This is a genomic window from Streptomyces sp. NPDC091289 (assembly GCF_044757365.1).
GTDB lineage: Bacteria > Actinomycetota > Actinomycetes > Streptomycetales > Streptomycetaceae > Streptomyces.
The window spans coordinates 447,257-461,118 of the sequence record NZ_JBIVUT010000001.1 but is presented as its reverse complement, the minus strand read 5'-3'; the positions used below and the strand labels follow the sequence as shown (position 1 = coordinate 461,118).

Sequence of the window (13,862 nt, the reverse complement as noted above, 5' to 3'; positions counted from 1 at the left end):
CTGCGTGCGTATCGCGTGCCGGCCGGTGCCCGAGGGACCGAACCGGTGGATCTGGTCCAACCTGGTCCAACTGGTAGGACCAGTTGCCATGGACGGGACCGTAACAGCAGGGAAACCTCCCCGACCAGACCCTGAAGCGAAGATTCCGCGGACCGGACGGACGAGTTCCGCCCCGCCGGCCTGCGGGTCGGCTACTGCCCCGGAGGCGTCCGGCGGCCCTCGGCCTGGTCGAGCAGCGTCTCGATGTGATGGCGCGCCATCGTGTCGACCTGGACGTCGAGATCGGCCCCGTACGTCCGCAGGCCCAGCATCAGATGCTCCCGCATCCGCGCGCAGGCGAGGTCCACGTCCCGCGCCTCGACCGCCTCGAAGATCTCCGGGTGGTGCGGCACGCCGGGTTCACCGATCGAGGGGTCGGAGTTCGAGCGGAGCATCATCTCGAACATCATCCCGCCGATCGAGGACAGCATGATCCTCAGCACCGGGTTCTTGCTGGCCACGGCGATGGCATCGTGGAAGTCCATGTCCGCCTGGGCCTTGACGACGACATCGGTCGCCGACTCCAGAGCATCCCGGGCGGCCCGCATCGCCGCGATGTCCTCGTCCGTGGCCCGCCCGGTCGCCAGCCGGACCATCTCGACCTCCAGCGGGATCCGCGCCTCGATGAGCTGCCGGACGGTGGGCCGTCCCGCCCGGTACAGCGCGTCGTACCCCCGGGCCTGCCCCGAGGACTGCTCACGGACGAAGGAGCCGCGCCCCGGGGCGACTTCGATCAGATGCTGGGCCTCCAGGCGCCGCAGCACCTCGCGCACGACGTTCCTGCTCGCGCCGAACTGGGCGGCGAGCTCCCGCTCGGAGGGGAGCTTCGTCCCGACGGCGATCTCGCCGGAGCGGATGTCGTGCTCCAGCTCACGGGCGATGCGCTCCGTCAGGAGCCCGCGCCGGGCGGGGTCCCCGGCCGGACCCGGCCGCGCGGAACCCGACGGGGATGAGGGGACGGACGGCTGCATGATCGCAGCGTACAGGCCGGTCGGAGTGCGTTCCGCGTAGGTCCGCCCCTTCTCCGCGTGCTTTCACCGCGAGCCTTCACCGCGAGCCTTCTCCGCGCGCCCGCCCAGGACCTGCCCTATGGCATCGCCTCGGGTGGTGCCGTGATACTGCGACCCAGCCGTCGTACCGAAGGGACCGATGTGACGTACCGACTCTCCGCAACCACCCGGCTCGGCCTGGGCGGTGTGGCGCTCCTGCTCGTCCTCGCAGGCCCCGCCCTGCCCGCCACGGCATCCCCGGCGGACACCGCCCGCGGCGCCGGCACGGCGACGACCGTCGAGGAGCAGCGCCTCGACCGGGCCGCCCCGCGGGAGATCCTGCGGCGCAGCGGATTCGACGCCCTCGCCCCGCGCTTCGAGCGATCCCTGGAGCGCTCCCGGAGCTACGCGCAGGCGGAGCGAACGGTGACCCGCCACGCCCGGGCGCTGTGGCAACGCGCCGTGGACCGCGCCCAGGGCCGTGGACCGGCCGCGGGCGACCTGGACCGGGGCGACGACCGCCCGTTGTACTGGGCCCGCCTCGCGCTCAGCCGCGAACTGCGCGCGTGGGAGCCGTCGTTCGAGCTGAACGACGAGCAGCGCAGGGCTTTGCACACCGCGCTGGAGACCTCCTCGCGCGGCCAGCAGGACATCCGCTTCCCGGGCCACCAGGTGAAGCGGGTCCTCGTCACCGGCTTCGACCCGTTCACGCTGGACAGGGACGTCCGGATCGGCAACCCCTCGGGCGCGAGCGCGCTCGCCCTGGACGGCACCCTGGTGCGGACGGCCGACGGGCCGGCCCGGATCGAGACCGTCGTCTTCCCCGTACGCTGGGCGGACTTCGCGGAGGGGACCGTCGAGCGGGCCCTGGCCCGGCAGCTGCCGCGCCTGGACCTGTTCACCACCGTCAGCCAGGGCCGCGAGGGCCGCTTCGACGTGGAGCGCACCAACGGCGCGTGGCGGGGCGGCTTCCCCGACAACGAGAACGCGGCGAGCACCGGGCTCGTCCCCGTCACCGACCCCGGCACGCAGCCGCAGTGGACCTCCACCACCCTCCCGTACCGACAGCTCACCGAAGCGGACACGGGACGCTTCCCGGTGTACGACAACACCGAGGTCACCGAGATACCGGCGGGCGGCACCCAGCCGGTGACCAGGCCGGACGGGCCCACGCCGGGCTCGGCGGCGCGGGCCGGCGGCGGTGGAGACTACCTCTCCAACGAGATCGCCTACCGGGTCACCCTGCTGCGCGACCGGCTGGGCCTGCCGAAGCTGCCGGGCGGCCACCTCCACACACCGATCCTGCGGTTCGGCCCGGAGAACACGGACCCGCAGACGGGAGTTGTCACCGACCCGAACTTCGAGCGCAACCGCTCGGACATCGTGCGCCAGGTCAGGGAACTGGTGAGGACGGCGGTGGGCGCGTCCGGCTGAGCGGCTCGGCGGATCGTGCCCGTGCCCCCGCCCGTGCCCCTGCCCGTGTCCGTGTCCGAGGGGAGGCCCATACTGGAACCATGCGGACTCGACCGGTGCTCGTCTTCGACGGAGACTGCGGCTTCTGTACGACCTCGGTGAGGTTCGCCGAGCGACGTCTCCGGCCACGCTGCGAGGTCGTCCCTTGGCAGTTCGCGGACCTGGCGGAGCTGGGCGTCACCCAGGAGCGAGCCGAGCACGAGGTGCTGTGGGTGACGCCGGCGGGGCGGGTGTACGGGGGCGCTCAGGCTGTCGCGAAGGTGCTGCTGCGCTCGGGCCGGGGATGGGCGCTGCTGGGCGCCCTGCTCATGCTGCCGCCCGGCCGGTGGGTCGCCCCTCGCGTCTACCGGCTGGTGGCGGAGAACCGTCACCGCATGCCGGGAGGAACCGCGGCCTGCGCACTTCGGGACGGCGGGAAGAGCTCCGTTCCTCACGGTTGAGCACCGAGCCGGAGCTCTGGCCTCCGTCACAGCCATCATGATCCTGTCCCGGTGAGATCGCCAGGTGTTCGGTCTCCCGGTGACGTCGCACGTCGAGTGCGGGGCTGTTCCTGCGCGGACTCGACAGCCCGCCCGATTGGCGTGAGGCGAGGTCGCCCATGCCGGGCCGGTCGAGCACCGCGCCCACTGTCGCGTGGGGTACGGACGTCATCGCCGTAGTGCGCGGCCAGGGCGTCCAGGTCGGCCCCGTCACCGGCCACCACGGTCATCCCGGGCGAGTTGACGGCGGCCACGCTCAATCGCGGGTAGGCGCTCAGGACGTCCCGTGGTCGGCCTTGGTGATCGTGCAGACGCCGTCCACGCACTGGCGCTCCAGACGACCGCGGGAGATGGTCTGCGCCAGCCCGACCATCCAGCAGGTGGGGCAGCCACGGAAAGCGATCAAGGCCAACGGGGCCGCCAACAGGGCGGCCGGGCCGGCGACGGGCACCAGGGCGATCGAGCCGGCGATGAGCCCGAAGCCGATGGCGCCGCGCGCCAGATGGCGCGGGACGGACTTGCTGGCGAAGTTCATCCCGGGCGGCGCGGACGGCGCGGACGGTGCGGTGCCGGGGGCCTTCTCGTCCTGTGCGGGCTTCACGATTTTCAGGGTGCTCAAGGTGTTCACGGTTGCGAGTCTCCTTCGACTGGTCGGTCGATGGCTTGATCGGGTACTCGGTCGGTCGCGGCCAACGATTGACGTAGCGCTGAACGCGCTCTGTGCAGCCGCGACTTCATCGCGGCGTTGCTCAGACCGAGCGACTGGGCGACGGTCTTGCCGGGCAGCCCCTGAACGTCCCGCATGATCAGGACCTGACGCAGGTCACGGGGGAGGGCGCTGACCGCGGTCGCGATCCGCTCCACCTCCAGCTTCTGCAGCACCGCGTCCTCGGCGGAGGGTTCCGCGGGCGCCTCCGATTCGGCCGGCGCCTCGCCCCTGCGCGGGACGAGCAGCCGCACGTGCCGGAGGCATTCGTTGCGCACGATCCGGAACATCCATGAGGCAAGAGCGCCGGTGGCTCGCAAGGTGCCGATCTTCCGGTAGAGGATGATCAGCGCTTCTTGTGCCGCGTCCTCCGCGTCCTGCGGCGAGGCGCACAGCGATATGGCGAACTTGCGCACATGAGGCTGCGACTCCATGACGACGGTGGTGAGCGACGTGACGTCGCCGTCCTGAGCAGCCTTGATCAGCCGCTCGTCGGGCCAGGGGAAGCGTTGATTCATGTGCTACTCATACCCGTAAGGCGCCCCGCTCGCAGGAGTTGGTCAGCTTCGGCTCTTGTAGCGCCGCATCAGGTGCCAGCTGCACGCGCCCACGAGCAGGACTCCGATGACTACGAGGGTGGTGACCATGGTCGGTGTTTCCTCCCGGTTCCGCCGGCCCGTTCGGCCGGTACACACATAGGAGTCGGGGAGGTCCGGAAAGGATTCACCTCCGGCCGAAGTTTCCCCGCGGCCCTGATCGACGACCGCCTCACCAGGCCGCCGGGGCACGGAGGAGTTGCGCCACGCACCGCGCGACAGCCACCCGGTGTTCACGCCGCGTATCCGGGGAATCCCTAGCGTTCGGGTGCGACGCACAGGATCGACCGACACGTCCGGACCGCCGGACACGGAGGCACACATGCGCTCACGTCCACGCCCGCACTCCGCCCTGCTGTCCGCGGCGGCTGCCCTGTCGGTCGCCGCTCTGGTCATGGGGGGTGTCGACGCCGCGACGGCACCCGCCCACCGCGCCCAGGAGGACGCCCCTGTCGATCTGGCCTCGGCCAGCGGCGGCGCGGGCAGCGACGTCCCCGTGGTCGCGCACCGCGGAGCGCCCCGCAACGCGCCCGAGGAGACCCTCGCGTCCTACCGGGAGGCGCTCGCCCAGGGCGCGGACGTCCTGGAGGGCGACGTACAGCTGACCTCCGACGGCCGGATGGTGCTGGTGCACGACGACACGCTGGCCCGCACCACCGACGTCGCGGAGGTGTTCCCCGACCGGGCCGACGCGAAGGTCGGCGCGTTCACTCTCGCCGAGATCAAGCGGCTCGACGCCGGCACCTGGCACCGTGAGGGATTCGCCGGGGAACGCGTCCCGACCGTCGAGGAACTGCTGAAGCTCAACCGCGGCCGGGCCGCCGTCACCCTGGAGCTGAAGTCCCCCGTCAACAGCCCCGGCGTCGCCACCGAGCTCGCGAAGCTGCTGGACCGCTACGGGCTGGACGACGCCGGCCGCACCCGGTTCGGCGCCTGGAAGATCATGGTTCACTCGCGGGACAAGGACGCTCTCCACGCGTTCGGGTCCGTCCTCCCCGACGTCCCGCTGGTCCACCTGACCGGCGGCGCCATGCTCGGCGACGCGGAGCTGAAGGACCTGTCGACCTGGACCGTCGGCGTCTTCGCCGACCCGCGTCTGACCACCGCGTCCGACGTGAAGCGCGCCCACGACGCCGGCCTCGTCGTATACAGCGACCCGGTCGACAGCCCCGAGCAGATCGACATGGCTCTCGACCAGGGCTACGACTACCTCGTCACCAACCTCACCGGGACCGCGACCCGCGTCCGCGACGGCAAGAACCCCGAACCCCGCGCGGCCGGTGTCGTCGTCGACCACGTCATCGAGAACCCCAGCGGCGATGACGTACAGGCCGAGACCGGCGAACACATCACGCTCCGCAACACCACCGGCCGCCCGATCGACGTCGGCGGCCACTACCTGCGGGACGGCGCCGGGAACGTGCGCGTGTTCATCGGCGACGGCTATGTCATCCAGCCCGGCAGCCTGCTCAAGGTCTACATCGGCAAGGGGACGAACTCGCCGACGGCGTACTACAACGGCTACACCACCGGCATCCTGAACAACACCGCCGGGGACACCATCCAGTACTACAACGAGCGGCACCAGATCGAGGACGTCTACTCGTACATCGCGCCGCTCACCTGACCGGTGCGAACGCATGTGGTCAGCATCAACCCTCGGAAGCCCGGTGGGAGCTGACCGGGACCGCGAATCGTTGTAGGGTACGAAAACAGCCCTTGACCTGCAATAACGCAGGCAGGGAGCCTAGCCCAGGAGTACCCCGATGATGCGCACCATGTTTAAGTCCAAGATCCACCGGGCCACCGTCACCCAGGCTGACCTGCACTACGTCGGTTCCGTGACGATCGACGCCGCCCTGATGGAGGCCGCCGACCTGCTGCCCGGCGAGCTGGTCCATATCGTTGACATCGACAACGGCGCCCGCCTGGAGACGTACGTCATCGAGGGCGAGCGCGGGTCCGGTGTCATCGGGATCAACGGCGCGGCCGCACACCTCGTGCACCCCGGTGACCTGGTCATCCTGATCAGCTACGCACAGGTCGACGATGCCGAGGCCCGTGCCCTCGTGCCGCGGGTCGTGCACGTGGACGCGGACAACCGGATCGTGGCGCTCGGCGACGACGCCTCGGCGCCGGTTCCCGGGACCCGTACGGAGCGGAGCCCGCAGGCCGTCGTCGCGGGCGGCTGAGAGCGTCATTTCGCGCATACCTCCACGAACGGGAGAGCAGGAGCCATGGCGGAGAACGCAGCAGTGGAGATCAGGGACGACCGGGAGCACGGCAACCTCGTGGCGTACGAGGACGGCAAGCCGGCCGGGACCATCGCGTACTTCGTCATGGACCCGGCTCCCGGCGCGCTCGTGGCCGTGCACACCGTCGTCCGGCCCGAACACGAGGGCAAGGGCATCGCGGGAGCGCTCGTGAGGGAGTTCTACGCCACGGCCGCCCGCGAGGGCGTCCCCGTCGTGCCGCTGTGCCCGTACGCGGCGAAGTGGGCGCAGCGCCACCCCGACGAGGCGCCCGAGGCCCCGGCCGAGCTCGTCCAGGAAGCGGAGCGGCAGCTCAGGAACCACCCCGAGCTGTTCTGAGAGCTGCGACCTCTGTGCTTCCCGTCAGGCGCTCAGCTCTGTCGCGGACCCGCTCCGGGGCTCGAGGTCCTCGCGGATGTACCACTCGGTGCTCAGCACTTCGCGTTGCACCGCCGGAGGCAGCGCGGCGATCCGGCCCGGTGCCGCTCCCCGTTCCACCTCGCTGCGGTGCGCGAGGATCGCCGCCAGCTTCTGCGGAAGCCAGGGGCCGACATCGACCGTCGTGGTGATCCACGCGTCCTCCGTGCAGTACAGCGCGTCGGCCGGCGTGCCCGGCCGGGCCAGCCGTCCGCCCACCGGAACCGCCGCCGAGCGGGGATGCGTGGCCAGGTACAGGGCGCTCGGCTGCCAGGGCTCGCCTGCCTGTGGGCAGAAGTGGGGAAGTCCGGCGGCCCGGACCGCCAGCGCGGTGACCCGGTGGGCGTGCACGTGGTCCGGGTGGCCGGTCATGCCTCCGTAGGCGTCCGCCGTGATCACGACCTCCGGCCGGACCTCACGGATGTGGCCGACCACGGCCGCCACGGCCTCGTCCAGCGGTGCGTCGAGGAACCGGGGCCTGCCCGGGGCCGACTCCGGTACGCGGGCGTCCGCGTAGCCGAGCAGCCGTGGGGCGCCCGCGCCCAGGGCGTCGAGGGCCCGGGCGAGCTCGACGGCCCGGTGTGTGCCCTCCGCCCAGGTTGCCGTGACCACCGCCGTGCGGGCGCCGGCCGCCGCGTGCTGTGCGAGGACCCCTCCGCAGAACAGGGACTCGTCGTCCGGATGGGCGTGGACGGCGAGAACGCTCGGCAGGGGCATGGGGGACACCTTTCGCATCGACAGTCATCGACAGTGGTGGTCACGGAGGCCTGGGCGGGTCGGACGCGTCGGCACACGGCTCCGTGCGCCGCTGTCGCCGGGGGACGTACGTGTGGACTCGGCAGGCGCGGGCAGCCGCACCGGGAGACGGTGGAGGAGAGCTCCATCTGTCCTATTCGTGCCGTTGTGGAGGAACGCGATGACCCACCCGTACCCCGACCCCGTACCACCCTCGCCGACGCCTCCGCCCGTACCGGGCCCGCCCACCCCGGTGCCCAGTCCGCCGCCCGTGCCGCCGGGTCCGGCACCGGTGCCGCCCGGCCCCGCGCCCGACCCGATCCCGCAACCGCCGGCGCCGGGCCCCGACCCCGTACCGGATCCGGAACCCGAGCCCCAGCCCGCCGGGACGTGACCGGGGGCCGGTGCCGATAGTTCAGCGGGCCCGGCGCTCCTCGACCCCCTCCTGGTGAGGCCGAGGAGTGCCGGGAACCCCGTCGGCTCAGTCGCCCCGCTCGATCAGCGCGTCCGCGTGTGCGAGGCCGCTCTCCGCCGCGATGGCGTCCATCGACTGCGCGTCCCGCACCGTCGCGAACGTCACCGCCCTGTTCGTGCCGTCCTGCCCTGCCACCGTCCGGAATCCGTAGACCGCGGGCCGCGGCAGGCTGTTGTACGCCCACGGCGTGGAGAAGTAGTAGGCCCCCGTGTCGTACAGCACCACCACATCGTCCTCGGCCAGCTCCGGCAGCTCCCTGCCGTACGCCACCACGTCCCCCGCGAAACAGCACGGCCCCGCGATGTCCTGCGCCAGCACCGGGCCGCCCTTGGGAGCGCCGTCCGGGCCGAACGCCCCGATCCGCAACGGCCAGGCGTCGGGCATGAGGACGGTGCGGGTGGCGGTCTGGGCGCCCGCGTGGGTGAGCGCGATCCGGCGGCCCCCGGCGTCCTTCGTGTACTCCACCCGCGCCCCGATGAACCCGTTCTTCGCCAGCAGCGACCGGCCGAACTCCGTGACCAGCGCATAGCGCCCGGAGAACAGGCCGGGGGCCGCCGACGCCAGGGCCGCCACGTAGTCCGCGTAGGAGGGGTGCACGGTCTCGTCGGCGAAGTTGACCGGAAGCCCGCCGCCGATGTCCAGGCTGGTGATCTGCCGGACGCCCAGCGTCGCGTTGATCTCCTCGGCCAGTTCGTACGTCTGCGCCACCCCGGCCGCGATCAGCTCCAACGGGCAGCCCTGGGAGCCCACATGGGCGTGCAGCCGGGTCAGCCACGGCCGCTCCCGGAAGGCCCCCACGATCCTCTCGCGGGCCCCCGGATCGCGCAGCGCCACCCCGAATTTGGAGGTGTCCGTCGCCGTGCTCATCGCGCCGATCGCGCCACCGCCGACCTGCGGGTTGACCCGCAGCCCGAGCACCGAGGCGGTGCCCGGGTTCCGGAGGGCGTCGATGCGGCGCAGTTCGTCGAGACTGTCGGCGTTGACGGCCACGCCGAGGGCGAGCGCCAGCCGGATCTCGTCGCGGGTCTTGGCGGGGGAGTCCAGGACGATCCGGGACGCGGCGAACCCGGCCTCCAGGGCCAGGCGCAGTTCACCGGGGCTCGCCACCTCGCACCCCATGCCGCAGTCGGCGAGCAGCCGCAGCACGGGGATGAGGGAGCAGGCCTTGGCCGCGAAGGTGTGCAGTACCCCGGGCGTGGCGGAGAAGGCGTCGTGCAGGGTCCCGACGGAGGCGCGCACCCCCTCCGTGTCGATGAATCCGGCGACCGGGCCGCGCTCGCCCAGCAGCCCCTGCTGGACGGCCGCCCGGACGACGGCGTCGAAGCGGGCGGCGGGCGGTGCCGCGCCGTCTTCGTGGTGTGCGGAAGTCGTCTGCGTCATACGGCCAGAGTCCCTGATGGCTGCCCCCAGGGTCAGGCGATCAGGCCGACCACGGCCTCCGGCGTCAGCATCCGGAAGGTGAAGGCCTGCTGGAAGTAGAGGTGGACGCTGGTGGCGTCGTGGTCCGCGTAGCCGATCGACAGGTCCTGGCCCAGGCAGAGTTCGAAGTCTCCGCCCCGGGTGGACAGCAGCACCCCGCCCTTGACCGCGGGCGCCCACAGGATCTCGTCGTCCACCAGGCGGCTCAGGTGCGTCTTGACGGGATACCCGTGGTCCGACGTCTCGGCCGCCTCGGTGAACGCGTCCGCGCCGAGCAGCAGCCGGTACGGTCCGTCGACCCCGGCCAGCCGCAGCCGCGTCACGGCCTGGCTGACCGCCACCGGATAGTCCCGCGCATCCGCGGGCAGCGGCAGCGGATCGTGCGAGGAGCCGTCCCGCAGACCGGTGATGCCGGCCGCCCCGTACCCGTCGATGATCGCCATGTCCTCGGCGAACGCACACGTGCGCGCCGCGTCCTTGACGGGCTGCCAGTCACTGTCCTCGGAGCCGCGCTCCACGTCGTCCACGGCCTGGCGGGTCACCGTGAACGGCACCCGCCACTCGATGACCGGCATGGACGTGCGGGCCCGCGCGACCACGTCCGGGGTGGGCGGGTCGATGTCGCGCTGATGTCCGTCGCCCACGGCGGACAGCGTCGGACCGGCCGGATCGGACACATCGACGACACGGCGGCCGGCGACGTGGCGGCGGAAGGTGCGGCGGGCCTCCTCCTCGATCTCGTTCCAGGCGGAGGGGGTGACCGGTGCGAGTTCGCGGTGCAGATTGTTCATCACTGGGCACTTTCTTGCAGGCTGCCGATGCGCAGCGAACCGTTGCCGGAACCGGCCGGGAGGGACTCCTGCCGGACCGGTGCGGACACCGGTTCCGGCCGGTCCCCGGAGCCGGCCAGGGCGGGCGGGGGCGGCGGAGCGTCGAGGAAGTCGGCGCGGGGGGCGAAGAAGAGCGAGCCCGTGACCGCGGTGGAGAAGTCGAGGATGCGGTCGTGCGTCCCGGGCGGATCGCCGAGGAACATGTTGCGGAGCATCCGCTCGGTCACGTCGGGATCGGCGGCGTACCCGATGAAGTACGTACCGAACTCGCCCTTCCCGAAGCTCCCGAACGGCATGTTCGCCCGCAGGATGTCCCGTTCGGTGCCGTCGGGGTCGGTGATCGTGTTGAGCGCGAGGTGGGAGTCGGCGGGCTTCTCGTCGTCGGGGAACTCCACGTCGTCCAGTTTGGTGCGGCCGATGACGCGTTCCTGCTCCTCCACGGAGAGCGCGTTCCAGGAGGTCAGGTCATGCAGGTACTTCTGTACGACGACGTAGCTGCCGCCCTCGAAGTCCGGGTCGTCCGCCGCCCCGACGAGCGCCGCCGAGCGGGCGTCGTCGCCCACCGGGTTCTCCGTACCGTCCACGAAGCCGAGCAGATCCCGGTGGTCCAGATAGCGGAAACCGTGCGTCTCGTCCACGATCCGCAGGGCTCCGCCGAGCTTGTCGAGCAGCTGGGCCGCCCACGCGTAACAGATGTCCATCCGCTCGGCCCGGATGTGCAGCAGTACGTCTCCCGGGGTCGCCGGGGCGTGGTGCAGAGGCCCGCGCAGCTCCGGGAACGGGTGCAGGTGAGCCGGGCGGGGCCCGCCGAACAACCGGTCCCAGGCGCCGGAGCCGAAGCCCGCCACACAGGCGAGACCGGAGTCCGGGTACCGGAATCCGAGCGACCTGGCGACGGCCGCGAGATCGGGCAGCACGTCCCGCACCGCGCTCTCGCCGCCGGGCTCGATCGTGCCGACCAGGAACAGCGCCGCGCTGGTCAACGGCGCCACGACGGGCTGGACGGAGACGGGATCGGGGACGGCGTCGGGCATGCGCGCACTCCACTGGGAAGGTGAACAGGGCTCGGTGCCACTAAGCCACGCGCCGCGTCCGGCCGCACCCCGGGTGGGCCGGGCGGGGGAGCGCCGGACCGGCCCCGGGCGCCGGCCGGCTCAGCCCGCCTCGGTCTCGGACCGGTCGCCGCCCCAGAGCGTGTGGAACGAACCCTTCCGATCCGTACGCCGGTAGGTGTGCGCCCCGAAGAAGTCCCGCTGGCCCTGGGTGAGCGCCGCGGGCAGCCGGTCCGCTCGCAGCCCGTCGTAGTACGAGAGCGCGGCGGCGAAGCCCGGGGTCGGCACGCCCTGGCGCACGGCCTCGGCCACCACCGCCCGCCAGTCGTCCTGCGCCGCGCCGATCTCCTGCCCGAACTCCTTGTCGGAGAGCAGGCTCACCAGGTCGGGCCGGGAGGCGTACGCGGCGCGGATGCGGTCGAGGAACGCCGCCCGGATGATGCAGCCCGCCCGCCAGATCGCCGCCACGGAGCCGAGGTCGATGTCCCAGTCGTAGGCCTCGCTGCCCGCCCTGATCTGGTGGAAGCCCTGCGTGTACGAGACGATCTTGGAGGCGTACAGGGCCTGTTCCACCCGGTCGGCGAACGCGGCGGCCGCCGCCCCGTCGAGCGGCTTCGGCGTGGGCCCGGGGAGACCGTGGGCCGCCTCCCGCAGATCGGCGTGGCCGGACAGCGACCGGGCGAAGACCGCCTCCGCGATACCCGACACCGGCACCCCGAGGTCGAGCGCGATCTGCACGGTCCAGCGCCCGGTGCCCTTCTGCTCCGCCCGGTCCTGCACGATGTCGACGAACGGCTTCCCGGTCGCCGCGTCCGTGTGGGCGAGGACCTCCGCCGTGATCTCGATGAGGTACGAGTCCAGCCGCCCGGTGTTCCACGCACGGAAGGTGTCGGCGATCTGCGCGGGGGAGTATCCGGCGACGGCGCGCAGCAGGTCGTACGCCTCGGCGATCAGCTGCATGTCCGCGTACTCGATGCCGTTGTGGACCATCTTCACGAAGTGGCCGGCGCCGTCGGGACCGATGTGCGCGGTGCACGGCGTGCCGTCCTTCGCCCGCGCGGCGATCCTCTCCAGCATCGGGCCCAGCGACGCGTAGGACTCCGCCGAGCCGCCCGGCATGATGCTCGGCCCGTTCAGCGCGCCCTCCTCGCCGCCGGAGATCCCCACCCCGACGAAGTGGATCCCGCGCTCGCGCAGCTCCTTCTCACGGCGGCGGGTGTCCTCGAAGTGGGCGTTCCCGCCGTCGATGACGACGTCGCCCTCCTCCAGCAGTGGCGCGAACTCCTGGATCACCGCGTCGGTGGGGTCCCCCGCCTTCACCATGATCACCAGCCGCCGGGGGCGCTCCAGCGCGGCGACGAACTCCTCGGGCGTGCGCGCGGCGATGAACGTGCCCTCGTCACCGAACTCCTCGACCAGGGCGTCCGTCCGGGACGTGGTGCGGTTGTGCACGGCGACGGTGAAGCCGTTGCGGGCGAAGTTCCGGGCCAGGTTGCGGCCCATGACCGCGAGTCCGGTGACGCCGATCTGAGCGGTGCCGCTCATCTGTGTGCTCCTGGGGATCGGATCCGAGTACGTCGGTGAGTGCGGTGAGTGCGGTGGGTGTGGTGGGTGTGGTGAGTGCGGTGAACGTGGTGGGTCCGGTGCGGCGTGGTGCGCTCCGGTCAGGGGAGTACGGGCCCGGGGACAGTCGCGTTCAGGGGTGGGCGCTCGCCCGGGGGCCGCTCACGGCGACGGCGAGGCCGCTGTGCCGTCGGCGGCAGTGCCGGAACCGGGGGCGGCGGGGGGCGGCCCGGCCTCCAGGAGCGCGTCGTCGTCCCCCGGCTCGGGGATCACGTGCATCGCGGCCTCCTCCGCCGACGCCGCCGCGCCGTCGATGCCCACATCGCTCGCGGTGAGGGTGGCCGGGACGCGCCCGTCGGCCTGCTGGGTCAGCCGTCCCGCGCGGGCGACACCGACCTCGTCGTCCCAGAGCTCGCCGTCGCCGTCCACCAGGTCGCCCACGCCGTCGCCGGCGGAACCGTCCGGCTCGGGCACTTCCCTGGTCAGCCGGGTTTCGAGGGACTCTCCGGTGTGCCGCTCGCCGGCCGTGGTGCCGAGTTCGTCGACCACCCACGGGCGGTCCGGCGGCGAATATCCCTCGTCCAGGGGGTCGCCGGTGCCGGACGGATCCATGAGTGTGTCCTCGGCGCCGAGCTGTTCGCCGGGATCGGAAGCCTCGGGTTCCTGGGGCTGGTAGACGGCGTCCCCCCAGTCGGTGTCGCTCATGGCGCGTCCTTTCCTCCGGAGCTCCGGGAGTAGCAAGTTCTCCTGTCCCCTGTACGCAATTCCACTCCCGTCCCGCTCCGGCCGCAAAGGGAAGATCGGTTTCCGGTGCCGGACGCGGGCGCTGTGAACCGG

Annotated in this window: 14 protein-coding genes; 5 read left to right on the top strand and 9 right to left on the bottom strand. The window is 72.1% G+C overall.

Translation table 11 applies throughout. The features are described 5' to 3' along the window. Positions 1-191 precede the first annotated feature (191 nt). Complete coding sequence (locus ACIQPT_RS01965) at positions 192-1,010, bottom strand: FadR/GntR family transcriptional regulator (RefSeq protein WP_401151479.1); 819 nt, start codon at positions 1,008-1,010, stop codon at positions 192-194. Between the two features lie 180 nt (positions 1,011-1,190). On the opposite strand from ACIQPT_RS01965, the gene ACIQPT_RS01960 reads away from it, so the two are divergent. Continuing rightward, complete coding sequence (locus ACIQPT_RS01960; protein ID WP_401151476.1) at positions 1,191-2,462, top strand: pyroglutamyl peptidase; 1,272 nt, start codon at positions 1,191-1,193, stop codon at positions 2,460-2,462. A gap of 80 nt (positions 2,463-2,542) precedes the next feature. Next, a complete protein-coding gene (locus ACIQPT_RS01955) occupies positions 2,543-2,941 on the top strand; it encodes a thiol-disulfide oxidoreductase DCC family protein (RefSeq protein WP_401151474.1) in 399 nt (132 codons plus the stop codon). A gap of 313 nt (positions 2,942-3,254) precedes the next feature. Here the strand turns inward: ACIQPT_RS01955 and ACIQPT_RS01950 are convergent, their stop codons facing one another. Both ACIQPT_RS01950 and ACIQPT_RS01945 read right to left on the bottom strand, forming a co-directional pair. Continuing rightward, positions 3,255-3,608 carry a hypothetical protein gene (locus ACIQPT_RS01950; RefSeq protein ID WP_401151472.1) on the bottom strand — a complete coding sequence of 118 codons (354 nt, stop codon included), beginning with the start codon at positions 3,606-3,608 and terminating at the stop codon, positions 3,255-3,257. Next, positions 3,605-4,204 (bottom strand): RNA polymerase sigma factor, encoded by a 600-nt coding sequence (locus tag ACIQPT_RS01945; RefSeq protein WP_401151469.1) that lies wholly within the window; start codon positions 4,202-4,204, stop codon positions 3,605-3,607. The genes ACIQPT_RS01950 and ACIQPT_RS01945 overlap by 4 nt, the downstream gene beginning before the upstream one ends. A 400-nt stretch (positions 4,205-4,604) precedes the next feature. On the opposite strand from ACIQPT_RS01945, the gene ACIQPT_RS01940 reads away from it, so the two are divergent. The 3 genes from ACIQPT_RS01940 (at position 4,605) to ACIQPT_RS01930 (ending at position 6,873) form a co-directional block, all read left to right on the top strand. Then, positions 4,605-5,909, top strand: coding sequence for a glycerophosphodiester phosphodiesterase family protein (locus ACIQPT_RS01940; RefSeq protein WP_401151467.1), 1,305 nt, complete (start codon positions 4,605-4,607; stop codon positions 5,907-5,909). Positions 5,910-6,048: 139 nt separating this feature from the next. Then, positions 6,049-6,474 (top strand): aspartate 1-decarboxylase, encoded by a 426-nt coding sequence (gene panD, locus ACIQPT_RS01935; RefSeq protein WP_401151464.1) that lies wholly within the window; start codon positions 6,049-6,051, stop codon positions 6,472-6,474. Between the two features lie 45 nt (positions 6,475-6,519). Continuing rightward, entirely contained in the window at positions 6,520-6,873 is a 354-nt protein-coding gene (locus ACIQPT_RS01930; protein ID WP_401151462.1) for a GNAT family N-acetyltransferase, read from the top strand. Between the two features lie 24 nt (positions 6,874-6,897). On the opposite strand, the gene ACIQPT_RS01925 is transcribed toward ACIQPT_RS01930, so the two are convergent. From ACIQPT_RS01925 to ACIQPT_RS01900, 6 genes are all read right to left on the bottom strand, one after another. Beyond that, positions 6,898-7,668, bottom strand: a complete 771-nt coding sequence (locus ACIQPT_RS01925; protein ID WP_401151459.1) for a PIG-L family deacetylase — start codon at positions 7,666-7,668, stop codon at positions 6,898-6,900. A gap of 499 nt (positions 7,669-8,167) precedes the next feature. After that, entirely contained in the window at positions 8,168-9,541 is a 1,374-nt protein-coding gene (locus ACIQPT_RS01920) for a diaminopimelate decarboxylase (RefSeq protein WP_401151457.1), read from the bottom strand. A 32-nt stretch (positions 9,542-9,573) separates the two neighbouring features. Next, a complete protein-coding gene (locus ACIQPT_RS01915) occupies positions 9,574-10,371 on the bottom strand; it encodes a family 1 encapsulin nanocompartment shell protein (protein ID WP_401151454.1) in 798 nt (265 codons plus the stop codon). Next, on the bottom strand, positions 10,371-11,444 hold the full coding sequence (locus ACIQPT_RS01910; protein ID WP_401151452.1) for a Dyp-type peroxidase: 1,074 nt from the start codon (positions 11,442-11,444) through the stop codon (positions 10,371-10,373). The genes ACIQPT_RS01915 and ACIQPT_RS01910 overlap by 1 nt, the downstream gene beginning before the upstream one ends. Positions 11,445-11,564: 120 nt before the next feature. After that, the gene (gene gndA / locus ACIQPT_RS01905) at positions 11,565-13,007 is read right to left on the bottom strand and encodes an NADP-dependent phosphogluconate dehydrogenase (protein ID WP_401151449.1); all 1,443 of its coding nucleotides are present in this window, start codon (positions 13,005-13,007) and stop codon (positions 11,565-11,567) included. Positions 13,008-13,187: 180 nt separating this feature from the next. Continuing rightward, a complete protein-coding gene (locus tag ACIQPT_RS01900) occupies positions 13,188-13,730 on the bottom strand; it encodes a DUF5709 domain-containing protein (RefSeq protein ID WP_401151446.1) in 543 nt (180 codons plus the stop codon). Positions 13,731-13,862: the final 132 nt, after the last annotated feature.